Source organism: Streptomyces sp. NPDC034085 (assembly GCF_055575555.1).
This window is the reverse complement of the sequence record NZ_JBVISL010000003.1, coordinates 903,147-923,872: the sequence shown is the minus strand read 5'-3', so window position 1 is coordinate 923,872 and position 20,726 is coordinate 903,147. Positions and strand designations below refer to the sequence as shown.

Annotated in this window: 24 protein-coding genes; 13 read left to right on the top strand and 11 right to left on the bottom strand. The window is 73.7% G+C overall.

Going from position 1 to position 20,726, the window contains the following annotated elements; translation table 11 throughout:
* The first annotated feature begins 83 nt into the window (after nucleotides 1-83).
* The gene (locus ACZ501_RS14485; protein WP_361611345.1) at nucleotides 84-587 is read left to right on the top strand and encodes a hemerythrin domain-containing protein; all 504 of its coding nucleotides are present in this window, start codon (nucleotides 84-86) and stop codon (nucleotides 585-587) included.
* A 40-nt stretch (nucleotides 588-627) separates the two neighbouring features.
* Here ACZ501_RS14485 and ACZ501_RS14480 read toward each other — a convergent pair whose 3' ends face one another.
* The gene (locus tag ACZ501_RS14480; protein WP_468795336.1) at nucleotides 628-1,635 is read right to left on the bottom strand and encodes a glutathione S-transferase family protein; all 1,008 of its coding nucleotides are present in this window, start codon (nucleotides 1,633-1,635) and stop codon (nucleotides 628-630) included.
* A 161-nt stretch (nucleotides 1,636-1,796) separates the two neighbouring features.
* On the opposite strand from ACZ501_RS14480, the gene ACZ501_RS14475 reads away from it, so the two are divergent.
* A complete protein-coding gene (locus ACZ501_RS14475; RefSeq protein WP_468795333.1) occupies nucleotides 1,797-2,315 on the top strand; it encodes a SixA phosphatase family protein in 519 nt (172 codons plus the stop codon).
* 48 nt (nucleotides 2,316-2,363) lie between these two features.
* Here ACZ501_RS14475 and ACZ501_RS14470 read toward each other — a convergent pair whose 3' ends face one another.
* From ACZ501_RS14470 to ACZ501_RS14460, 3 genes are read right to left on the bottom strand one after another with little or no spacing between them, the layout of a single operon-like run.
* Nucleotides 2,364-3,158 (bottom strand): metallophosphoesterase family protein, encoded by a 795-nt coding sequence (locus ACZ501_RS14470; protein WP_468795330.1) that lies wholly within the window; start codon nucleotides 3,156-3,158, stop codon nucleotides 2,364-2,366.
* A complete protein-coding gene (locus tag ACZ501_RS14465; protein ID WP_361610048.1) occupies nucleotides 3,155-3,406 on the bottom strand; it encodes a hypothetical protein in 252 nt (83 codons plus the stop codon). Before ACZ501_RS14465 ends, ACZ501_RS14470 begins: the two co-directional genes overlap by 4 nt.
* A complete protein-coding gene (locus ACZ501_RS14460) occupies nucleotides 3,406-4,068 on the bottom strand; it encodes a nucleotidyltransferase family protein (protein ID WP_361610049.1) in 663 nt (220 codons plus the stop codon). The genes ACZ501_RS14465 and ACZ501_RS14460 overlap by 1 nt, the downstream gene beginning before the upstream one ends.
* 128 nt (nucleotides 4,069-4,196) lie before the next feature.
* Here ACZ501_RS14460 and ACZ501_RS14455 point away from each other — a divergent pair, with 128 nt between their 5' ends.
* The 6 genes from ACZ501_RS14455 (at nucleotide 4,197) to ACZ501_RS14430 (ending at nucleotide 9,407) form a co-directional block, all read left to right on the top strand.
* Complete coding sequence (locus ACZ501_RS14455) at nucleotides 4,197-5,486, top strand: cytochrome P450 (RefSeq protein WP_468795327.1); 1,290 nt, start codon at nucleotides 4,197-4,199, stop codon at nucleotides 5,484-5,486.
* Entirely contained in the window at nucleotides 5,458-5,781 is a 324-nt protein-coding gene (locus tag ACZ501_RS14450; RefSeq protein ID WP_361610051.1) for a plasmid stabilization protein, read from the top strand. The genes ACZ501_RS14455 and ACZ501_RS14450 overlap by 29 nt, the downstream gene beginning before the upstream one ends.
* A 46-nt stretch (nucleotides 5,782-5,827) precedes the next feature.
* Nucleotides 5,828-6,502, top strand: a complete 675-nt coding sequence (locus ACZ501_RS14445; protein ID WP_362461010.1) for an HAD family hydrolase — start codon at nucleotides 5,828-5,830, stop codon at nucleotides 6,500-6,502.
* Nucleotides 6,499-7,533 (top strand): NAD-dependent epimerase/dehydratase family protein, encoded by a 1,035-nt coding sequence (locus tag ACZ501_RS14440; RefSeq protein WP_468795325.1) that lies wholly within the window; start codon nucleotides 6,499-6,501, stop codon nucleotides 7,531-7,533. Before ACZ501_RS14445 ends, ACZ501_RS14440 begins: the two co-directional genes overlap by 4 nt.
* Before the next feature lie 154 nt (nucleotides 7,534-7,687).
* Nucleotides 7,688-8,224 (top strand): cysteine hydrolase family protein, encoded by a 537-nt coding sequence (locus ACZ501_RS14435; protein WP_361610054.1) that lies wholly within the window; start codon nucleotides 7,688-7,690, stop codon nucleotides 8,222-8,224.
* A 70-nt stretch (nucleotides 8,225-8,294) separates the two neighbouring features.
* Nucleotides 8,295-9,407 carry a carboxylate-amine ligase gene (locus tag ACZ501_RS14430; RefSeq protein ID WP_361610055.1) on the top strand — a complete coding sequence of 371 codons (1,113 nt, stop codon included), beginning with the start codon at nucleotides 8,295-8,297 and terminating at the stop codon, nucleotides 9,405-9,407.
* Between the two features lie 82 nt (nucleotides 9,408-9,489).
* Here the strand turns inward: ACZ501_RS14430 and ACZ501_RS14425 are convergent, their stop codons facing one another.
* The 5 genes from ACZ501_RS14425 to ACZ501_RS14405 all read right to left on the bottom strand — a co-directional run bounded on the left by ACZ501_RS14425 (nucleotide 9,490) and on the right by ACZ501_RS14405 (nucleotide 14,658).
* Nucleotides 9,490-10,959 (bottom strand): amino acid permease, encoded by a 1,470-nt coding sequence (locus ACZ501_RS14425; protein WP_361607038.1) that lies wholly within the window; start codon nucleotides 10,957-10,959, stop codon nucleotides 9,490-9,492.
* Nucleotides 10,960-11,346: 387 nt separating this feature from the next.
* Nucleotides 11,347-12,135 (bottom strand): ABC transporter permease, encoded by a 789-nt coding sequence (locus tag ACZ501_RS14420; protein ID WP_468795321.1) that lies wholly within the window; start codon nucleotides 12,133-12,135, stop codon nucleotides 11,347-11,349.
* Entirely contained in the window at nucleotides 12,132-13,112 is a 981-nt protein-coding gene (locus ACZ501_RS14415) for an ATP-binding cassette domain-containing protein (protein WP_361607032.1), read from the bottom strand. Before ACZ501_RS14415 ends, ACZ501_RS14420 begins: the two co-directional genes overlap by 4 nt.
* Nucleotides 13,113-13,196: 84 nt before the next feature.
* The gene (locus ACZ501_RS14410) at nucleotides 13,197-14,042 is read right to left on the bottom strand and encodes a DUF4097 family beta strand repeat-containing protein (protein ID WP_468795318.1); all 846 of its coding nucleotides are present in this window, start codon (nucleotides 14,040-14,042) and stop codon (nucleotides 13,197-13,199) included.
* Nucleotides 14,043-14,139: 97 nt separating this feature from the next.
* A complete protein-coding gene (locus ACZ501_RS14405) occupies nucleotides 14,140-14,658 on the bottom strand; it encodes a toxin-antitoxin system HicB family antitoxin (protein ID WP_468795315.1) in 519 nt (172 codons plus the stop codon).
* 311 nt (nucleotides 14,659-14,969) lie between these two features.
* On the opposite strand from ACZ501_RS14405, the gene ACZ501_RS14400 reads away from it, so the two are divergent.
* From ACZ501_RS14400 to ACZ501_RS14390, 3 genes are all read left to right on the top strand, one after another.
* Nucleotides 14,970-15,335, top strand: coding sequence for an STAS domain-containing protein (locus tag ACZ501_RS14400; protein ID WP_468795312.1), 366 nt, complete (start codon nucleotides 14,970-14,972; stop codon nucleotides 15,333-15,335).
* Nucleotides 15,336-15,350: 15 nt separating this feature from the next.
* Nucleotides 15,351-15,803, top strand: a complete 453-nt coding sequence (locus ACZ501_RS14395) for an ATP-binding protein (RefSeq protein WP_361607020.1) — start codon at nucleotides 15,351-15,353, stop codon at nucleotides 15,801-15,803.
* A gap of 110 nt (nucleotides 15,804-15,913) precedes the next feature.
* Entirely contained in the window at nucleotides 15,914-16,471 is a 558-nt protein-coding gene (locus ACZ501_RS14390) for a DUF6434 domain-containing protein (protein WP_468795310.1), read from the top strand.
* Nucleotides 16,472-16,493: 22 nt separating this feature from the next.
* Here ACZ501_RS14390 and ACZ501_RS14385 read toward each other — a convergent pair whose 3' ends face one another.
* Entirely contained in the window at nucleotides 16,494-17,591 is a 1,098-nt protein-coding gene (locus tag ACZ501_RS14385; protein WP_468795525.1) for an MFS transporter, read from the bottom strand.
* A gap of 177 nt (nucleotides 17,592-17,768) precedes the next feature.
* Between ACZ501_RS14385 and ACZ501_RS14380 the strand changes: the two genes are divergently transcribed.
* The gene (locus ACZ501_RS14380; RefSeq protein ID WP_468795307.1) at nucleotides 17,769-18,569 is read left to right on the top strand and encodes an AraC family transcriptional regulator; all 801 of its coding nucleotides are present in this window, start codon (nucleotides 17,769-17,771) and stop codon (nucleotides 18,567-18,569) included.
* Between the two features lie 113 nt (nucleotides 18,570-18,682).
* Entirely contained in the window at nucleotides 18,683-19,759 is a 1,077-nt protein-coding gene (locus ACZ501_RS14375) for an enoyl-CoA hydratase/isomerase family protein (RefSeq protein WP_468795522.1), read from the top strand.
* Nucleotides 19,760-19,849: 90 nt separating this feature from the next.
* Here the strand turns inward: ACZ501_RS14375 and ACZ501_RS14370 are convergent, their stop codons facing one another.
* Entirely contained in the window at nucleotides 19,850-20,593 is a 744-nt protein-coding gene (locus ACZ501_RS14370; RefSeq protein WP_361607011.1) for a TetR/AcrR family transcriptional regulator, read from the bottom strand.
* Nucleotides 20,594-20,726: the final 133 nt, after the last annotated feature.

The following is a 20,726-nucleotide window of genomic DNA, read 5'->3' as shown; positions in this document are numbered from 1 at the left end:
CGAACGGTTCACCGGGGTTTCAACCGCCGACGAGTGAGCATCCGCCCGATGACGGAAACCCCCATGCCAGGAGGTAGTGGAAGATGGCCGCAGACCGGCAGGAACAGGACGTCGTCGAGGTGATCCTCGAGGACCACCGGACCATGGAAGAGCTGTTCCGGCAGATGCGCAGCGTCGAGGCCGACCGCGCGCGGGCGCTGAAGGAGTTCTCCGCCCTGCTCATCGCCCACGGCGAGGCCGAGGAGGCCGAGGTCTACGGCGCGCTCAAGCGGTACAAGAACGTGGACGACGACGAGGTCGAGCACGGAGTGGAGGAGCACGAGGAGGGCAACGAGGCCCTGCTGGCGCTCCTGGAGGTGGACGACGTCGGCTCCGAGGAGTGGGACTCCAAGCTGGAGGAACTGGTCAAGGCGGTCTCCCACCACATGGACGAGGAGGAGCGGACGATCCTCAACGGAGCCCGGGAGAGCGTCCCGGACGAGCGCCGGGCCGAGCTGGGCGCCGCGTTCCTGAAGGAGCGCGCGAGGCTGCTGGAGTCGGACTGCGGCAGCGTCGAGAACGTCCGCGCCGTCGTGAAGGGGTCCTGAAGAAGCCAAGCAACGGCCGAGGCCGGCGGGCCGGCCCTGCTCAGCCGAGCGGGTTGTGGTCCGCCGGTACGCGTTCCCCGGGGGCCGGCGGGGCCGGCGGCGTGCCGTCGCCGAAGGGCCGTCCGCCCAGGGAGGCCCGGCCGTGCGGGGCGAGCCAGCCGGCCGGGTCCGGCCCGCCCGGGACGATGCCGGTCGGGTTGATGTCGGAGTGCACCAGGTAGTAGTGCCGCTTGATGTGGTCGAAGTCGACGGTGTCGCCGAAGCCGGGCGTCTGGAACAGGTCCCGCGCGTACGCCCACAGCACCGGCATCTCCGAGAGCTTGCTCCGGTTGCACTTGAAGTGGCCGTGGTACACGGCGTCGAAGCGCACCAGCGTGGTGAACAGCCGTACGTCGGCCTCGGTGAGGGTGTCCCCGACGAGGTAGCGGGACAGCGCGAGCCGGTCGGACAGCCAGTCGAGGCGGGCGAACAGCCGCTCGTACGCCGCGTCGTACTTCTCCTGGGAGCCGGCGAACCCGGCCCGGTACACGCCGTTGTTCACGTCCCGGTAGACCACCTCGTTCACCGCGTCGATGGCCGGCCGCAGCTCCGGCGGGTAGAGCGCGGGTGCGCCGGGCCGGTGGTACCGCGTCCACTCCAGCGACATGTCGAGGGTGATCTGCGGGAAGTCGTTGGTCACCACCGCGCCGGTCGGGACGTCCACGACCGCGGGCACCGTGATGCCGCGGTCGTAGCCGGGCTCCCGGGCCAGGTAGGCCTCCTTGAGGCGCTCGATGCCGAGCACCGGATCCCGGCCGCCCGGATCCAGGTCGAAGGTCCAGCTGTCGTCGTCGTGCACCGGCCCGGCGACGGCCATCGGCAGGGCCTCCTCCAGGCCGAGCAGCCGGCGCACGACCACGGCCCGGCTCGCCCACGGGCAGGCCCGGCTGACGGCGAGCCGGTACCGCCCGGGCTCCACCGGGAAGCCGTCGCGTCCGTCGGCGGTGATCCGCGTACCGATGTACCGGCTGTCGCGGGTGTACTCCGAGCCGGGGTTCACGTACCTCACCCCGTGCGCCTACCCGGGTACCGCCGCCGCGAACGTGGTGCACTGGTGGCCGGCGCCCGGTGCCGCGCGTCCGGCCGTTTGGCCGGCGGGCGCGGGGGCAGGCGCCCCGTCCGGAGCGGCCGGCGCGCGGCCGGTCCGGCATCGACGCGGAGGAGGCAGGGGTGTCCGGGAAGCAGGAGCGGCGCCTGGTCCTGGTGCGGCACGCCAAGGCCGTGCCCAAGGGCGGCATCGAGGACTTCGACCGGGCGCTGGCCGACCGGGGCCGCGCCGACGCCGAGGCGATGGGGCACCGGGTCGGGAGGTCTCCGCTCGGGGTCGGTCTCGTCCTGTGCTCCCCGGCGAAACGCACGCGCCAGACGTGGCAGCTGATGCAGCCCTCGCTGGCGGACCAGCCCGCGGCGGTGTTCGACGACGACCTCTACAACGCCTCGGCGGACACCCTGCTGTCCGCCGTGACCGCGACGGACGACGGGATCCCCGGAGTGCTGCTCGTGGGCCACAACCCCGGCATCCACGAGCTGGCCGCGGCGCTGCCCGGCGACGGCCCGGAGAACCTCCTCCGGCAGCTCCGGGACGCCTTCCCGACCTGCGCCGTCGCCGTGTTCGACTTCTCCGGAGGCTGGCGGGACGTCGCACGCGGCGCGGGCCGGCTGACCGCCCTCTGGACCCCCCGCGACTGACGCCGCGCCGCCCCGGGCGTCCGTGCCGTACGGGTCACACCGCTGCCGTCACGTCCTCGCCCGGGCGGCGTGGGCCGCGGCGCCGCGGGACGCGGAGTGCCGGGACTCGTGCGCGGATCCGTCGGGGGAGAGGTGGTACACGGAGAAGGCCTGTCCGATGACGGGCATCGCCACGTTGCGGACCTGGACCCCGCCCGCCGTCATTCCGTGTTCGGTGCCGAGGTGGGCGTGGCCGTGGACGGCGAGGTCGGCCCCCTCGTCGTCCATCGCCTCGGCGAGGAGGTAGCTGCCGAGGAAGGGATAGATCTCCCGGGGCTCGCCCGCCAGGGTGTCCGGTACGGGCGCGTAGTGGGTGAGGGCGATCCGCAGCACGCTGCCGGCCTCGCGCAGTTCGCGCAGCGACCGCCCGAGCGCCTCCGCGCTGGCGCGGGTGTAGCGGATGAAGGACTTCATCTCCGGCTCGCCGAACTCGCTGCCGCTGCGCCCGGCGAAGCCCCCGCAGAAGCCCTTGGTCCCCGCGATCCCGACGGGTGTGCCGTCGATGTCGAGGAGGACGCCGTCGCCCTCCAGTACGTGGATGCCCGCCGAGCGGAGCTCGTCCGCGACGGCGTCCTGCCGGTCGCTCTGGTAGTCGTGGTTGCCCAGCACCGCGACGACGGGCACCGGCAGCCCGGCCGTCTCCGCCGCCACGACCCGGGCCTCCTCCGGGGTGCCGTGCCGGGTCAGGTCGCCGGCGAGCAGCAGCAGGTCCGCGCAGTCGCCCAGGGTGTCGAAGGCGGGCCGCAGCGCTCCGGCGCTGTCCGGGCCGAGGTGGATGTCCCCGACGGCGGCGATGCGGATCATGAGAGCTCCTCGGCGTGGTCGGGCGGGCACGATCGGCTCAGGGAGACGTCGGCGTACCAGTCGACTCCCGCCAGCTCCTCCCCGGCGATCCGCAGGACGGCCGCGCGGCGCTCCTCGTCGCCGACGCAGCCGCGCAGCACGGCGCGGGTGCCGTGCAGCTCGACCCGTACGCCCAGCTCGGCGAGCTCCTCGCGGGCCAGGCGGTCACGCAGGTGTTCGATGCGGTATTCGATGATGTCGGTGGACATCATGCCTCTCCTCCCCTCCCGGCCGGGCGGCCGATGACGCGGAGCCTCTCGAGCAGGTGGAAGAACGCGTCGGGCAGCGGGGCCGCCCGGTGGTCGCGTTCCAGCCGGTCCCAGTCGATTTGCTCCCGCAGCATGCGGGCCATGGGCAGCAGGTCGCCGAAGTCGCAGTAGTGCTCGCACAGCGCGGCGAGGCGGCTGTCCATGAGGTCGGTGGGAGCGAGGACCGGCATCCACACCGAGTCCACCGCCTTGACGGTCGCGCGCTCCAGCAGCTCGGTGCTGACCGGACGCCGGGCCAGTTCGAAGATCAGGTCGATCTCCTCACCGCCGGAGCGGCCCTTGACCAGCCAGTCCTCGGGGGCGCGGCGCATGGCGATGCCGCCCTCCTCCAGGGCTTTGACGGCCTGGTCCGCGTCCTCGGGCCGGACGCAGAAGTCGGTGTCGTGCTGGAAGCGGGCCGGCAGGCCGTGCGCGAAGGCGGCCACGCTGCCGGCGAGGGCGAAGGGCGGCCCGGAGCGCTTGAGCAGCGCCGCCACCCGTTTGGTGGTCTCCAGGATGGCCTGGGTGTGGTCCTTGGGCAGCGGTCCCTCGGCTGGTGGGGGCGGCCGCAGGCTCTCCGGCGGCGCGACGCCTCCGAGGGCGGAGGAGGTCCTAGCGGCCATGGGACGCCTCCCAGCTTCCACCTGCACGGTGTCACGGTCGGGCATGGACCCCGCCTAACCGGTTCGCGGCCGTCGAAACCCCCCGGGCGCCAGGAGTGCGTCCGGACCCGGCGGGTAGGCGCCCCGACATGCCCCCACTGATCGACAGCACGCTCCCCCTGCTGGCCCAGGGCTACGCATGGGCCCCCGACCTGCGGCGTCGCCACGGCAACCCGCCCGCCGTCCGCACCCGGCTGATGGGCCGGCCCGCGCTCCTGCTGCACGGCCCCGCCGCCGTGGACTTCTTCTACGACGAGCGGCACGTCCTGCGGGACGGCGCGCTGCCGGGACCCGTCCTGGACACCCTCTTCGGGCGGGGCGCGGTCCACACCCTGGACGGCGACCGGCACCGGGTCCGCAAGGCCATGTTCGTGTCCCTGCTGGTCCAGGACAGCACGGTCGACGCCCTCGCCGCCCTGGTACGCCGGCACTGGGCGGCCGCCGTCGAAGGGTGGTGCGGCCGTCAGGCCGTCCTCTTCGACGAGGCGGCCGCGGTGCTCGCCCGCGCCGTCTGCGACTGGACCGGCCTGGCGGTCCCCGAGGACGCCGCCCGCGGGGTCGCCGAGGACTGCGTGGCCATGGTCGACGGCTTCGGGACCCCCGGACCGCGCCACTGGCGGGCCCGCAAGGCCCGCGCCCGCCAGGAGGAGTCCCTCGCGCGCACCGTCGAGGAGCTGCGCGGGGGAGTGACCCACCTCCACCAGGCGCTGCCCCCGGGGAGCGGGAACACCGCCCTGGAGACCGTCGCCCGGCACCGCGACGCGGACGGCCGCCTCCTCGATCCCGGCACGGCGGCCGTGGAGCTGCTCAACATCATCCGCCCGACCGTCGCCATCGCCTGGCTGGTGGCGTTCGCGGCGCACGCGCTGCACCGCCGTCCCCGGCTCGCCGACGGACTGCGGGCGGACGACGGCGCGTACGCCAGGGCCTTCGCCCACGAGGTGCGGCGCTTCTACCCGTTCGCTCCCTTCGTCGGCGGCCTGGCCGCCCGCGACCTGCGCTTCGGCCAGGAGGCGGTGCCCGAGGGCACCCTCGTCCTCCTCGACGTGTACGGCCACCACCACGACCCGCGCCTGTGGCCCGACCCCTACCGCTTCGACCCGCAGCGCTTCCTCGGACGCGAGCCCGGGCCCGGCGAGCTCATCCCCCAGGGCGGCGGCGACGCCCGCACCGGCCACCGCTGCCCCGGAGAGGACATCACCGTCGGCCTGCTCGCGGAGTTCGCCTCCGCCCTGGCCGACCTGGACACCGACGTCCCCGAGCAGGACCTGAGGATCCCGCTCCACCGCATCCCGACACGGCCGCGCAGCGGGTTCACCGTGTCGCTCCCGTCCCGGCAGAGGAGTCACCATGCCCCGAGGGTCGAGTCCCAAGCGTGAACGCCAGTACGAGCACATCAAGGAGAGCGCGGAAGAGCGCGGCGAGAGCCCCGAGCGGGCGAAGGAGATCGCGGCGCGCACCGTGAACAAGGAACGGGCCCGCGCGGGGGAGTCGCAGACGGCGAGCAGGACCTCCCTCGAGGACATCTCCTCCTCCCGGCGCGGCGGGCTGCACTCCCACAGCGGGGCGCAGGGGCCCACGTACGACCAGCTCTACGCGGAGGCCAAGCGCCGCAACCTGCACGGCCGTTCCTCGATGGACAAGGCCGAACTGAAGCGCGAGCTGGGCTATTGAGGCCGCCGTACCCACGGAAGTCCCCGAACCGCAGGAGGAGGCGGGCATGAACCGGGCCGCGCTGTTCGACGTCGACGGCACCCTGGCCGACACCAACCACCTGCACGTCACCTGCTGGTGGGAGGCCCTGCGGCAGGCGGGCCACAGCGTCGCGATGCACGACATCCACCGCGCGATCGGCCTCCCCGGGGAGGACCTGCTCGCGCACCTGCTGGGCGAGGACCGCGACAAGGACGGGGACGAGGCGCTGTCCGCGGCGCACGAGACCCTCTACGCGACCTACTTCGACCGGCTGCCCCCGCTGGACTCGGCGGCCCGGCTGCTGCGCGAGCTGCACCGGCGGGGCTGGCGGGTGGTGCTCGTCACGTCCGCCAAGGACGCCGAGCTGGACGCGCTGCGGCGGGCCGTCGACGCCGAGGACGCGATCACCGCGACGGCCAGCTCCGACGACGTCAGCGAGGGCAAGCCCGCCCCCGACCCGGTGCGGCACGCGCTCGGCCTCGCCGACGCGCCCGCGCGCGGCTCCGTCTTCGTCGGCGACACGGTGTGGGACATGAAGGCGGCCGCCCGGGCCGGCGTCGCCTGCGTGGGCCTGCTGTGCGGGGGCATCCCGCGCGCCGACCTCGAGGAGGCCGGGGCCCGGGCCGTGTACCGGCATCCGGCCGACCTCCTGGCCCAGCTCGACCACAGTCCCTTCGCCGAACAGGAGGCGGGCCGATGACCGGTACCCGCGTGGTGGTCGTAGGGGCCACCGGAAACGTCGGCACCAGCGTGGTGCAGGCCCTCGCCGAGGACCCGGCCGTGGAGTCCGTCCTCGGCCTGGCCCGGCGGGTGCCCCACTGGCAGCCGCCGAAGACCCGCTGGGAGGCCGTGGACGTGCAGCCGGGCGGCGCCGACCTCGAACCGCTCTTCACCGGCGCGGACGCGGTCGTCCACCTCGCCTGGAAGTTCCAGCCCACCCACGACCCGGCCGAGACCTGGCGCACCAACGTCCTGGGCAGCCTGCGCGTCTTCGACGCCGTCGCGGCGGCCGGCGTGCCCGCCCTCGTGCACGCCTCGTCCGTCGGGGCCTACTCACCCGGCCCGAAGGACCGCGCCGTGGACGAGTCCTGGCCCACCCACGGCTGGCCGCAGGCCGCGTACACCCGCGAGAAGTCCTACCTGGAACGTGTCCTCGACACCTACGAACGCGCCCACCCCGGCCTGCGCGTCGTGCGGATGCGGCCCTCCTTCCTCTTCAAACGGGAGTCCGCCTCCGAACAGCGCCGCATCTTCGCGGGCCGGCTGCTGCCCGGGCGGCTCGTGCGGCCCGGCCTGATCCCCGTCGTTCCCGACCTGGCCGGCCTGCGCTTCCAGGCCCTGCACACCGACGACGCGGCCGCCGCCTACCGGGCCGCCGTCCTGCTCCCGGTGCGCGGGGCCTTCAACCTGGCGGCGGAGCCGCCCGTGGACGCCGCCGTCCTCGGCCGCCTCCTCGGGGCGAAGACCCTGCCGGTGCCCGTGGCGCCGGTCCGCGCGGCCCTCGCCGCGGCCTGGCGGCTGCGCCTCGTACCGGCCTCACCGGACCTGTTCGACGCCGTCCTGCGCCTGCCCCTGATGGACTCCGCGCGAGCCCGCCGGGAGCTGTCCTGGGAGCCGCGGTACACAGCGGTGCAGGCCGTCGAGGCCTTCCTCGACGGGCTGCGGAGCGGTGAGGGCATGGACACCGTGCCGCTCGCGCCCGACCGGCTCAGGGCTGCGGCAGCGTCCTGACCATCCCGCCCTCCCGGGCCGGGAACACCGCACGGACCCGGGGGGACCGCCGAAGCGCCGGTCATGAGTACGCGCCCACCGCAGGGGCAGGCGGCCTCGCGGATCCGGGGCGCGCAGGGGGCCGATGACGACCGGCGAAGGAGAGGTGAGCCGCATGTCCGGGAGCGCCTTGGTCGTGGTCGACATGATCAACACCTATGACCACCCCGACGCGGAACGGCTGCTGCCGTCGGCGCGCCGGGCCGTGGCCGGCATCGGGACACTCCTCGGCCAGGCCCGCAAGGCCGAGGTGCCGGTGGTCTACGTCAACGACAACTTCGGGCTGTGGCGCTCCCACCACGGCGAGCTCCTGGACACGGCGCTCGCCGGCCGCCACGCCGACCTCGTGGAGCCGCTCCGCCCCGACGAGAACTCCCTCTTCGTCCTCAAGGCGCGCCACTCGATCTTCTACGAGACCCCGCTGGCCTACCTCCTCGGCCAGCTCGGCGTCAGCCGGCTGGTGCTGTGCGGCCAGGTCACCGAGCAGTGCGTGCTCTACTCCGCCCTGGACGCGCACATCCGCCACCTCGACGTCACCGTCGTCCGGGACGCCGTGGCCCACATCCACGAGGACCTGGCCGTCGCGGCGCTGCGGATGATGGAGACGAACATGGGCGCGGACGTCCGGGACGCCGAGGACGTGTCCTTCTGACCGCCCGGCATGGCACTCCGACCGGTGGGTAGACGCCGGGGACTCTGCGGGCACGCGGCAAGGAGGACCGATGGACGTTCTGACCATGGGGGTCGAAGAGGAGTTCCACCTCGTCGACCGCGACAGCAGGGCGCCGGTGAACCGGGCTCCGCAAGTGATCCGCGAACTGACGGCGGAGCTGGGCGGTCAGGTCCAGGCCGAGTTCTACGACGCCCAGGTCGAGGTCTGCACCCTGCCCACCGCCGACCGCGAGGACCTGCGCGAGCAGCTGCTGCGGCTGCGGCGCTCGGTGGCGGACGCCGCGGACGGCGCCGGCACCCTGGCGGTGGCCTCCGGAACGCCGGTGATACCGCCGGCCGAGCCCCTGACGGTCACCGACAACGCCCGCTACCGCCTGATGGCGAGCCGGTACGCCGGGTTCGTCGGCCCGCACCACCTCGTGTGCGGCTGCCACGTGCACGTCGGCACCCTCGACCGGGGGCGGGCGCTGGCGCTGGCCAACCAGATGCGGCCCTGGCTGCCGGCCCTCCAGTCGATCACCGGCAATTCCCCGATCGTCTGCGGCCGCGACACCGGACTCGACAGCTGGCGCACGGTGGCCTACTCCTGCTGGCCGACCGTGGGCCCGTCGCCCCTGGTGGACGAGCGCCAGTACGACGAGTACGTCGACGGGCTGATCACGGCCGGGGTGCTGATGGACCGCGCCATGCTCTACTGGCACGCCCGCCCCTCCGAACACGTGCCGACGCTGGAGATCCGCATCTCCGACGTCAACGCCGACCTGGACACCGTCGTACTGACGGCCACCCTCGTACGGGGCCTCGCCTCCGTCCTGCTCGTGCAGGCGGACGCGGGAGTGCCGCCGCCCGAACCGCCCGAGCGCGTGCTGCGGGCGGCCCACCGGATGGCTGCGCGGCACGGGATCGACGGGCCGGGCTTGGACGTGGCCAGCGGCAGGCGGGTGTCCGCCCGCCTGCTCGTCGACCGGCTGATCGAGCGGGCGGCCCCCGGGCTGGAGCGGGCCGGTGACCTGGCCGCCGTGGAAGCGCTCTGGGCCGGCCTGCGCAAGCGCGGCACCGGCGCCCGCCGCCAGCGGGCGGTCCACGCGGCGACGGGCAGCCTGGCCGCGGTCGTCGACAGCCTGAACGCGGCGACGGGCAGCCTGGCCGTGGAGGCCGCCTGAGGGAACCGGACGCGGACACGCCGACGGGGGCGCACCGGCCGGGACGGGCCGGTGCGCCCCCGTCGGGGGAGTGCGGCCGGGGTCAGGACCGTCCCGCGGGCTCCGGTGCCTCGTCGGCGGTGCCCGCCGAGCGCGCCGCGATCCGCGGGTTGCGCGACTTCAGCACGGCCCAGCCGATGGCCAGGCAGACCGCCCAGCCGGCGCCCACGTACAGGGAGACGCGGCTGTCGGGGTCTATGGCGATCATGACGGTGACCAGCAGCAGGAAGGCCACGGCGATCCAGCTGCACACCGTGCCGCCCGGCGCCGGGAAGGAGGAGGCGGGCAGCTTGCCCGCGACCACCGCGCGGCGGTAGCGGATGTGGCTGACCAGGATCATCAGCCAGGTCCAGATGCCGGCCGCCGTCGCCACCGAGGTGACGTAGCCGAAGGCCTTCTCCGGGACGACGTAGTTCAGGACCACGCCGATGCCCATGAGGGCGACGGAGAGGGTGATGCCGAGGGCCGGGGTCTTGGTGGAGCTGAGCCTGCCGAGCGCCTTCGGCGCCTCGGAGTTGGCGGCCAGGTCGCGCAGCATGCGGCCGGTGGAGTACATGCCGGAGTTGCAGGACGACAGGGCCGCGGTGAGAACCACGAAGTTGACGATGGCCGCACCGGCCGGAATGCCGATCTTGGCGAAGGCCGCCACGAACGGGCTGACACCCGGCTGGAACTCGGTCCACTTCACGACCATCAGGATCACGCTGAGCGCACCGACGTAGAAGACGATGATGCGCCAGGGCAGCGTGTTGATGGCCTTGGGGAGGGTCTTCTCGGGGTTCTCGGACTCGCCTGCGGTGACGCCGACGAGCTCGACGGCCAGGTAGGCGAACATGACGCCCTGCAGGGTCATCAGGCTGGAGCCGACGCCCTTGGGGAAGATGCCGTCGAAGGCCCACAGGTTGGAGACGGCGGCGGTGTCACCGGCCTGGCTGAAGCCGAAGGTGACCACGCCGATGCCGATCACGATCATGCCGATCAGGGCGGTGACCTTGACCATCGAGAACCAGAACTCGATCTCGCCGAAGATCTTCACCGAGATGAGGTTGGCGACGTAGAGGACCACCAGGAAGACCAGGGCGGTGACCCACTGCGGGACGTCCGGGAACCAGAAGTGCACGTAGATGGCCGCGGCGGTCAGCTCGGCCATGCCGGTGACCACCCACATCAACCAGTACGTCCAGCCCGTCACGAAGCCGAAGAACGGGCTCAGGAACTCGCGGGCGTACTCCGCGAAGGAGCCCGAGACGGGGCGGTAGAGGAGCAGCTCGCCGAGCGCTCGCATGATGAAGAAGACGATGACGCCGGCGAGGGCGTACATGAGGATGAGGCTGGGTCCGGCCTTGGCGATGTTCGCCCCGGCTCCCAGGAAGAGGCCGACGCCGATGGCGCCGCCGATGGCGATCATCTGGACCTGGCGGCTGCCGAGGCCGCGCTCGTAGCCTTCCTCGGGCGTGGTGCCCGTGGTGGCGTTGTCGTCGCCGTGGTGCTGTTCGACCTGCGTCGAGGTCATGCTCTGGTGCGCCTTTCCGCTCCATGCCGACCCGCTGCCGTGCTCGGCCGCGGATCGGGTTCCGATCCCCCGGATGCTGATGGAGTTGCATGCCGGCGGTCGGCCGACTTCAGCGCCCCCGTCCGGACGTGGGTGGTCCGGCTGGCGGTCGAGAAGATGTACCACGGTGTCCGGCTGCGTACCGTGGCGAACATCACCGGCAAAACGGCCATTCGCCCGTGACCAGGCCCAAAGGCCCTTGCGCAGTGACGTCATCGTTATGCGGATCTGAGCCTCCGCTGAGCGAACGCATCATGACAGTGCGGCAACGCGTGCCACCCCGGTCCCCCTCACGAGCGCAGCGCACACGCTGCGTGAGGGGCCGGGGTGGCCGGACGGGGGTCCGCGTCACTTCGGGTCGCGGTCGTACACCGCCTTCGACCAGCGGTAGCCGAGCGCGGCCAGGCCCAGGCACCACAGCAGGGCGATCCACCAGGCGTCACCGATCGGAGTGCCCAGCAGCAGCCCGCGCAGGGTCTCGATGACCGGAGTGAAGGGCTGGTACTCGGCGACCGGCTGGAACCAGCCCGGCATCGAGCTGACGGGGACGAAGGCGCTGGAGATCAGTGGCAGGAAGATCAGCGGCAGCGCGTTGTTGCTGGCGGCCTCGGCGTTCGGGCTGACCATGCCCATCCCGACCGCGATCCAGGTGAGCGCCAGGGCGAAGAGCACGAGCAGCCCGAACGCGGCGAGCCACTCCGCGGCCGTGGCCTGGTGCGAGCGGAACCCGATGGCCACGCCCACGGCCCCGACGAGGGCGACGCTGAGGACCGCCTGCAGCACACTGCCGATGACGTGGCCGATGAGGACGGAGCCGCGGTGGATCGCCATCGTGCGGAAGCGGGCGATGATCCCCTCGGTCATGTCGTTGGAGACCGAGACCGCGGTCCCGATGGTGGTGCTCCCGATGGTCATCAGCAGGAGGCCCGGGACCAGGTACGCGATGTACGCGGAGCGGTCGGCGCCGCCGCCGATGCCCGCGCTCATCACGTCGCCGAAGACGTAGACGAACAGCAGCAGCAGGACGACCGGCGTCAGCAGCAGGTTCAGCGTCAGCGAGGGGTAGCGCCGCGCGTGCAGCAGGTTGCGCCGCAGCATCGTGGACGAGTCGCGGAACGCGGGGGAGAGGGAGCTCATCGGACGTTCTCCTCGGGCTGGTTCGGGCGGGCCGGCGTGGTGGAGCCGGTCAGGGCGAAGAACACGTCGTCCAGGTCGGGGGTGTGCACGGTCAGCTCGTCCGCCTCGACGCCGGCCGCGTCGAGCCAGTCGAGGACGGAGCGCAGCTCGCGCTGGCTGCCGTCGCTGGGGATCTGCAACGACAGCGCCTCGTCGTCGCGTACGGCCTCGGTCAGGGCGGAGGCGGCGGAGCGGTACGCGGACGGGTCGGTGAAGCGGAGCCGGACGTGGCCGCCCGGGATCAGCCGCTTCAGCTCCTCGGCGGTCCCCTCGGCCACGAGCCTGCCGCCGTCGAGCACCGCGATCCGGTCGGCGAGCTGGTCGGCTTCCTCCAGGTACTGGGTGGTGAGGAAGACGGTGACGCCGCCCGTGACCAGCTCGCGGATGATCCCCCACATGCTGTGGCGGGAACGCGGGTCCAGGCCGGTGGTCGGCTCGTCGAGGAAGATGATCCGCGGGCTGCCGACCAGGGTCATGGCGATGTCGAGGCGGCGCTTCATGCCGCCCGAGTAGGTGGAGGCGGGCTTCTTCGCGGCTTCGAGCAGGTCGAACCGCTCCAGCAGGGCGGCGGCGGTCCGGCGGCCCTCCCGCTTGGGCAGGTGGTGCAGGTCCGCCATGAGGAGCATGTTCTCCTCGCCGGTGATCAGCCCGTCCACGGCGGAGAACTGGCCGGTGACGCCGATCGCGGCGCGCACCCGGTGCGGGGCGGCGGCGAGGTCGTGGCCCGCGACCTCGGCCCGTCCGCCGTCGGCGGTGACGAGCGTGGAGAGGATCTTCACGGCGGTGGTCTTGCCGGCGCCGTTCGGCCCGAGCAGGGCGAACACGGACCCGGCCGGGATGTTCAGGTCGATCCCGTCGAGGACGGTCTTGTCCCCGTAGGACTTGCGCAGACCCGTGGCGCGGATGGCGGCCGGCGGAGCCTGGATTGATGTGGGCATGACAGAAGAAGGCATGGAGCCCTCCGTTCGAAGGCGTGAGGGGCCGCGAGGGGCAGGTGGATGTGCGGGTGAAGGGGGAGCGGGTCAGGCCTTGGCGCGAAGGACGTCGATGTTGCCGTGCCGGGTGCGGGCCCGGACCTTGACCGTGTTCTCGGCCCCTTCCGGCGTCCCGGTCGTGGTGAGCATGTTGCGCACCTGGCCGGATCCCGAGCTGACGTCGAGCCAGGCGGCCGTGCCCTCGCGGACGCCGACCTCGATGGCACCGTAGCCGGTCTCCAACTGGACGGTGCCGCAGGACACTTCGCCGACGCGCAGGGTGCCGTGGGCCGTGGTGGCGGTGACCGAGTCCTCGGCGCGCCGGATGTCGATGTCGCCGTTGGCGCCGCTGACCCGCAGCTCGCCGGTCGCGGCGCCGACGGTCGTGGAGCCGTGCGAGTTCTTCAGGACGCCGGGACCGTCCACGAGGCCGACGCGCACGCTGCCGGAGCTGGTGGTGATCTCGGCCGCACCCTCGACGCGGTCCACGGTGATCGAGCCGTGCGAAGCGGTCAGCCGCAGCGGTCCGGTCGTCTCGAGCCGGACGTCGCCGGACGAGGTCTTCACGTGGACCTCGCCGAGCCGTCCCTCGCCGAGCACCTGCGCCCAGGCGCCGGTCATGTCGACGTGCGAGCCCGTGGGGAGCTCGACCGTCACGTCGACGATGCCGGGGCGGCGCAGCGAATTGCGGGACTTGGGCGTCCTGACGGTCAGGGTGCCGCCCGCGTAGGCGACCTCGGTCTGCTCGGCGGCCCGCACGTCGCGGTCCTTCTTCGGGTCGCGGGGCCGCACCTCGACGGCGGTGTCGAGGCGTTCCGCGGCGGTGAACCGGATGGAGCCGGCGTCCACCTGCGCCGTGACCGAGATCGGTTCGGGAGTGTCGAAAGAAGGCATGGCTGTCCCGTCCTCTGGTGTCGTGGGTCCGTCCCGTCGGCGGGACGCGATGTGCGGTGCGGTGGTGTGGTGCGCTGCTGGGCCGCGGCGCGGGGCGTCAGCGCATCCAGCCCGTGACGCTCTGTCCGATGGTCTGGATCTTCTCCGCCGGCCGCGGCCGGGTGCCGCCGTCGACGGCGGCCGACACCGCCCGCACGAGCCAGGCGTTGACCGACACGCCTTCGCGGCTCGCGGCCTCCTCGGCGCGCGCCTTCAAATGGGCGGGCAGGCGCAGGTTGACGCGGGCGGTGCCGCCGTCGTCGCCCTCGGCCGGGGCCGGGGTCCTGAACGGTTCGGAGGGCGTGCCGGGCTCCGCCGCGATGCCGCTCTCGACGGGCGGCAACGTCACCACGAAGTCGGGGTCCAGGCCGCGCAGCCGTACGTCGACCGAGCCGGGGGCGAGCTCGCGGGTGATCTCGTCCATCGCGGCGGAGAGCACGTTGAGCATGGTCAGCCGGGTCGCCGACTCCAGGGGAGCGGTGAGCCGGTCGGCCAGCTCGCGCGCGGCGTCCCCGCCTGCTTCGGCGGCCACCGCGAGTTCGCGGCGGAGGGTGTCGATGTACGGCGTGAGGTCCATAACGCCATCATGGCACCATTGTGGCGCCATCCGCAAGGGTGAGTGGTGTCATCGGGGGAACGGGGTGCTGAGTGGTTGCGCTGACCTGGGGAAACGTGGAGCGGGCAGCCGGGACGGTTGGCACCCCAGAGTGCCTTCGTGGCCCGACCGTGGCGCCGAATGGCGCCATGTGGTGCCACGTGGCGTCAGGGCGGGTGTCGCCGTCGGTGGCCTTCCGGCGGGCACCGGGAGCCGCAAGGAGTGTGGAGTCGCCGCATAGAGCGGCGGCCACAGGGCAGGCGTAGGAAGCAGCTGACGGAAGGTGATGCCGGATGGCCTCCGAAACGGACGACAGGCGGTTCACCGTCGCGGTGCGGACGGTGGAGGGAGCCCGGTTGCTCACCCTCGGCGGTGAGCTGGACCACGACACGGCCGCCCCTCTGAAACAGGCCCTGGACGAGGCGGCCGACCGGGGCGGCCGGCTGGTGGTGGACATGGCGGGCCTGGACTTCTGTGACTCCACCGGGCTCAACGCCCTGCTGCACGGCCGCCTCGCCCTCCAGGAGGTCGGCGGCAGCCTGGAGCTGGCAGGGCTGAGCGGGCCGGTCGCGCGGATGTTCCGCATCACCGGCGCGGACGGCGTCTTCCCGGTCCACGCCGACGTGGCGCAGGCGCTGGGTTCGGTCCAGGGCCGATGAGAGGGGGCGAGAGCCGTGGAGCAGCGTGGGCCCGCCGGACGCAACTGGCTCCTGGTTCTCGAGGGGATGCCCGACCCGGTCCTGCGCAGCCGTGACTTCACCCGGCGGGCGCTGACCGCCTGGCACTGGCTCCCGGCGGAGGACCAGGCCGCACGCGACGCGGCCGAGGACGTGATGCTCCTCGTGTCGGAGGTCGTCGCCAACGCCTGTCTGCACGGCGGCGGCCCCGGGGCCCTGGTCCTGGACTGCACGGAGGGGCGGCTGCGCATCGAGGTGACCGACTCCAACCCGGCGGCGCCCGCCCTGCCGGCCCGCGGGAAGGATCCCGCCAAGCCCGGCGGGCACGGCCTGATGATCGTGGACCGGCTGGCCCGGGCCTGGGGTTCGCGTCCCGGGGTGATCGGCAAGTGCGTCTGGCTGGAAGTGGCCTGCCCCGTTCTGCTCAGGCGATCGTTTCCAGAGCCCTGACGACCTCGCGGGGGCGGCGGGGCGGAGGAGGGGGTGATGGGGAGACCGTAGGCAATCGCGGCCGCCGGTGTGCGCCCGCCCGCCGTGTGTCGCGCCCCTAGGATGGGAACATGCGTGCGAATGATGTGGGGGAGAACCGGCCCGAACCGGCCCCCGGGCTGTCCGGGGACGAGCTGCTGCGCTGGTACTGGACGCTGGAGGAACTGACCGCGCTCGCCCGGCGGACGGGCGTCCCCACGGGCGGCGGGAAGGCCGCGCTGACGGAGCGCCTCGCGGCCGCGCTGGACGGGCGGCCGCTCCCGCCGGCCGCGCCGGCCGCCCGGCGTGGCGGCCGGCAGCTGAAGGCGCCCGTCGACGGCGCCACCGTGATCCCCGAGGGCCAGCGGTGCAGCCAGGTGCTCCGCGCGTTCTTCCTCCGGGAGATCGGCCCGGGATTCCACTTCGACGCCTTCATGCGGGAGTACGTCGCCCGGGGCGCGGGGCGCACCCTCGCCGAAGCCGTCGCCCACTGGCACGCCACCCGCCGGGAGGCTGCCCGCCCCCAGGAGGTCGGCGCCCAGTTCGAGTTCAACCGGTTCCTGCGCGACTGGCACGCCCGGCACCCGGACGGCACCCGCGAGCAGGCACTGGCCGCCTGGCACGGACACCGGGCCCGCCCCCGCCACTGACGGCGCGCTCGGGCGGGCCGGATCAGGCGGCCGGCTCCGGCTCGGGCAGCCGCCGGGCCAGTGCCCACGCCAGCAGCGGGAGCACGGCCAGCGGCAGCAGCGCGGTACGCAGCGAGGCCGCGTCGGCGGCGGCGCCGATCAGCGGGCTCGCCAGCCCGCCGACGCTCACGGTCAGGCCCAGGGTGACCCCGCTCGCGGTGCCCATCCGGGTCGGGAGGTAGTCCTGCCCCAGGGTGACCTGGAGGGAGAAGGGCACGTACAGCGCGGCGGCCGCGAGCGCCGCGCACCCGTACGCCAGGGGCAGCGGGAGGAACAGGATCCCCGCGACGGCCGGGGCGGCCGCAGCGTAGGCCCGGCGGACGGCGGTGACCCGCCCCCAGCGCGCCGCGAGCCGGCCGCCGAGCAGGGTGCCGCCCGCGCTCCCCGCGAACAGCGCCGACAGCGCCACCGCCCCGGCCGCGGCACCCCCGCCGCGCTCCCGCACGTACAGGGCGATGAAGGTGCTCAGGCCGATGAACACCACCGACCGCACGACCACCACCAGCGACAGCCGCAGGAACGCCCGCCGGTCCTCCGCCGCCGGGGCACTCCGCACCGCCGCCGCGCCCGCCGCACCCGAGCCGGCCCTCCGCCGCGCGCCCGGCGGCCGGTTGAGGGCCACGCCCGCCACCGCGGGGAGCGCCATCAGCACCCACCCGGCCGGCCCGGACACCGAGAGCGCCCCGACGACCAGCAGGGGTGCGCAGGCGAAGCCGACGTTGCCGCCCAGGGCGAACCAGCTCATGGCGGTGTGCCCGTCGCCCAGCCCGGTGCGCACCAGCCGGGCCGCCGCCGGGTGGTAGGCGGCGACCCCCAGCCCCGAGAGCGCGACGGCGGCCAGCGTGGCCGGATACCCGGCGTCCGTCCCGACCAGGGCGATCCCGAGCCCGGCGGCGCCCGCGCCCAGCGGGATCAGCCACGGCAGGGCCCACCGGTCGGTGAGCGCCCCGAACAGCGGCTGGACCACCGAGGAGAGCAGCGAGGCGGCCAGTACGACGCCGGACGCGGCGGCGTAGCCGTACGACCGCTCGGCGACGAGGAAGGGGACGAGGGCGGCGACTGCGCCCTGGTAGACGTCCACGCAGGCGTGCCCGGCCGAGAAGGCGGCGGTGCGCCGCCGGAGCCGGGCGGGCCCGGGCGGGGTCCGCGCGGGCGGCGAAGGAACGGGAACGGGGGGCGGGTTGACGGTGTCGGCTTCTTCCACCCTCCGAGGATCGGCCGCGCGCCCCGGGCGCCGCTTCCGATAAATTGCCGGGTGATGCAGAAAAACCGCCACCCTGCCGACCCCCTCCGCGCGGCCGTCCGGTACGCCCCGCGCGCCCCGACGGACATCAACCACCTCGACACCCACGTCGGCATCGACCCCCACCGCCACGACGACCATCAGATCGTCTACGCCGGCTCCGGCGTGCTCTCCGTCACCACCGACGCCGGCACCTGGGTGGCGCCCCCCACCCGGGCCCTGTGGATCCCGGCCGGGACGGTGCACGAGCACCGCGCGTACGGGCGCACCGACCTGCACTGCGTAGGCCTGCCCACCCGCCACAACCCGCTCGCCCTCGACGCCCCCGGCGTGATCGCCGTCGGCCCGCTGCTGCGCGAGCTGATCCTGGCCTACACCCGGGGCGCCGAGGGCCCCGGCCCCGCCCGGCGCCGGATGCTCGGGGTCCTGCTCGACCAGCTGCGCGTCTCACCGCTCCAGCCGCTGCACCTGCCCGCACCCGCCGACCCCCGCCTGGCGGCGGTGTGCGCCCTGCTGCACGCCAACCCGGCGGACCCGCGGGGGCTCGCCGCGCTCGGCGCGCACGCCGGGGCGGGGGAGCGGACCCTGAGCCGGCTCTTCCGGGCCGAGCTGGGCATGACCTTCCCGCAGTGGCGCACCCAGCTGAGGCTCCATCAGGCGCTGCGGCTGCTGGCCGTGGGCACCCCCGTGACCGCCGTCGCGCACCGCTGCGGATGGTCCTCCGCGAGCGCCTTCATCGACGTGTTCCGGCGCGCTTTCGGCCACACCCCGGGCGCCCATCCCAAGCAGCCCGCTGAGCCCGGTCCACGCCCCTGACACGGGCGGATGTTCGGCGCCGGACCGCTGTCCGTACGCCCGTTCACCGCGAATCCGGGCAGAGTTGACATGATCGTCAGAAAAGATCTTCATAAGGCGACGGAAGAGACATACTGGCGCACGTGACCCAAGACGACACCGTTCTGATCGAGACCGACGGCTGTACGGGGCTGATCACCCTCAACCGTCCCCAGGCCCTCAACGCCCTCACCCACGCCATGGTGCTGCGGATCGGCGAAGCCCTGACCGCCTGGGAGCACGACCCGGCCGTCAGCCAGGTCCTCCTGCGCGGGGCCGGTGAGCGCGGCCTCTGCGCCGGCGGGGACATCCGGGCCATCCACGCCGACGCGAAGGCCGGCACCACCGGCTCCCTCGCCTTCTGGCGCGACGAGTACCGGCTCAACGCCCGTATCGCCCGCTACCCCAAGCCGTACGTCGCCCTCATGGACGGCATCGTCATGGGCGGCGGCGTCGGACTCTCGGCCCACGGCAGCGTCCGCATCGTCACCGAACGCTCCCGCGTGGCCATGCCCGAGACCGGCATCGGCTTCGTCCCCGACGTCGGGGGCACCTACCTGCTCTCCCGCGCCCCCGGTGAACTCGGCACCCACCTCGCCCTGACCGGTACCGCCGTCGGAGCCGGCGACGCCCTGCTGTGCGGACTCGCCGACCACTACCTGCCCTCCGACTGGCTGGAGGAGTTCACCCGGGAGCTCGTGGCGGCGCCCGTGGCCGAGGTGCTGGGCAAGTTCCACGGCGCCACCACCCCCGCTGCCCCGCTGGCCGCCGAGCGGGAGTGGATCGACCGCTGCTACGCCGCCGACACCGTCGAGGAGATCCACTCCCGGCTGTGCGGCTCGGGCCAGGCGGCCGCCCGGGAGGCCTCCGGGGTCCTGCACGCCAAGTCCCCCACGTCCCTCAAGGTCACCCTCGCCGCGCTGCGCCGCGCCCGCGAACTGGACTCGCTGGAACGGGTGCTGGAGCAGGAGTACCGGGTCTCCAGCGCCGCGCTGTCCGCGCCCGACCTGGTGGAGGGGATCCGCGCCCAGGTGATCGACAAGGACCGCCGCCCGCGCTGGTCCCCGGCCGCCCTGGTCCAGGTGCGGGCGGCCGCGGTGGAGCGGTTCTTCGCCCCGCTGGGCGAGGACCGCGAGCTCACCTTCCCGGAACCCGGGGCCGGCCCCGGCTGACCGGGGACGCGGGCCGGCGCTGGCCGCCGCCGGAACCGGGTCGGGCCGGTCCGGCGCCGGTCCCTGGCCGGGGTGCCCCGGCCCCTCGCCTCAGCGCCGGGTGAGGCGCGCCGCGAGGCCGTCGAGGACCCGTTGGAGGCCGTACTCGAAGTTCTCCTCGCGCATGCGCGCCGGGTCCTGGCCGCGCAGGGCCGAGGCGTGGTCCCGCACGACCGGGTGGTCCTCCAGCGCCGCCTCGGCGGCGGGCAGCAGCGACCGCAGCCACTCCGCCTCGCTCTTCCCGCTGCGGGCGAGGAGCGAGAGGTAGGAGGCCTCGCTGGTGGTGGCGCCGATGACGTAGGAGATGACGGCCTTCACCGCGAGGTCCGCCTCGCGCTGCGGGAAGCCGGCCGACAGGGTGAGCGTCAGCAGCCGGTCCGACATCCGGATCAGGTTCGGCCCCAGGTACGCCAGCCCGACCTGGCCGAGGACCGAGGCCACCCAGGGGTGGCGCAGCACCATGTCCCGCAGGCTGTGCCCGCACTGCGCCAGCGCCTCGCGCCACCCGTCCGGGCCCCCGGGCTCCGGCAGCTCCAGTTCGCCGTAGACCTCGTCCACCACCAGCTCGATCAGCTCGTCCTTGTTGGCCACGTGCCGGTAGAGCGAGGTGGCGGCGGTGCCCATCTCGGTGCCGAGCTTGCGCATGCTCAGGGCCTCGATGCCCTCGGCGTCCAGGAGCCGCACCGCGGCCGCGACGATCTGATCCTGGCTGAGCGCGGGCTGTTCCTTCCGGCGGCGGGGCCGGGTCCAGACGGAGGGCACGGGCTGTGCGGTCTGCTGCTCTGTAGAGGACATGCCCCCACAGTAACGGCTTGCGGACACTGTACGCATCATGCGTACACCCTTCTCCGAACTCCGTGCGGAAAGCGGCCCGGGCGCACCCCGAACCGCCCCCGTGACGGCCTCCCAGGGGCGCGCGTGCGGCCGC

Coding starts and splice junctions, on each gene's coding strand:
- ACZ501_RS14485 (WP_361611345.1), top strand. CDS start 84: ATGGCCGCAGACCGGCAGGAACAGGACGTCGTCGAGGTGATCCTCGAG.
- ACZ501_RS14470 (WP_468795330.1), bottom strand. CDS start 3,158: ATGATCCGCATCGCCGCCGTCGGGGACATCCACCTCGGCCCGGACAGC.
- ACZ501_RS14465 (WP_361610048.1), bottom strand. CDS start 3,406: ATGTCCACCGACATCATCGAATACCGCATCGAACACCTGCGTGACCGC.
- ACZ501_RS14460 (WP_361610049.1), bottom strand. CDS start 4,068: ATGGCCGCTAGGACCTCCTCCGCCCTCGGAGGCGTCGCGCCGCCGGAG.
- ACZ501_RS14455 (WP_468795327.1), top strand. CDS start 4,197: ATGCCCCCACTGATCGACAGCACGCTCCCCCTGCTGGCCCAGGGCTAC.
- ACZ501_RS14450 (WP_361610051.1), top strand. CDS start 5,458: ATGCCCCGAGGGTCGAGTCCCAAGCGTGAACGCCAGTACGAGCACATC.
- ACZ501_RS14445 (WP_362461010.1), top strand. CDS start 5,828: ATGAACCGGGCCGCGCTGTTCGACGTCGACGGCACCCTGGCCGACACC.
- ACZ501_RS14440 (WP_468795325.1), top strand. CDS start 6,499: ATGACCGGTACCCGCGTGGTGGTCGTAGGGGCCACCGGAAACGTCGGC.
- ACZ501_RS14435 (WP_361610054.1), top strand. CDS start 7,688: ATGTCCGGGAGCGCCTTGGTCGTGGTCGACATGATCAACACCTATGAC.
- ACZ501_RS14430 (WP_361610055.1), top strand. CDS start 8,295: ATGGACGTTCTGACCATGGGGGTCGAAGAGGAGTTCCACCTCGTCGAC.
- ACZ501_RS14425 (WP_361607038.1), bottom strand. CDS start 10,959: ATGACCTCGACGCAGGTCGAACAGCACCACGGCGACGACAACGCCACC.
- ACZ501_RS14420 (WP_468795321.1), bottom strand. CDS start 12,135: ATGAGCTCCCTCTCCCCCGCGTTCCGCGACTCGTCCACGATGCTGCGG.
- ACZ501_RS14415 (WP_361607032.1), bottom strand. CDS start 13,112: ATGCCCACATCAATCCAGGCTCCGCCGGCCGCCATCCGCGCCACGGGT.
- ACZ501_RS14410 (WP_468795318.1), bottom strand. CDS start 14,042: ATGCCTTCTTTCGACACTCCCGAACCGATCTCGGTCACGGCGCAGGTG.
- ACZ501_RS14405 (WP_468795315.1), bottom strand. CDS start 14,658: ATGGACCTCACGCCGTACATCGACACCCTCCGCCGCGAACTCGCGGTG.
- ACZ501_RS14400 (WP_468795312.1), top strand. CDS start 14,970: ATGGCCTCCGAAACGGACGACAGGCGGTTCACCGTCGCGGTGCGGACG.
- ACZ501_RS14390 (WP_468795310.1), top strand. CDS start 15,914: ATGCGTGCGAATGATGTGGGGGAGAACCGGCCCGAACCGGCCCCCGGG.
- ACZ501_RS14380 (WP_468795307.1), top strand. CDS start 17,769: ATGCAGAAAAACCGCCACCCTGCCGACCCCCTCCGCGCGGCCGTCCGG.
- ACZ501_RS14370 (WP_361607011.1), bottom strand. CDS start 20,593: ATGTCCTCTACAGAGCAGCAGACCGCACAGCCCGTGCCCTCCGTCTGG.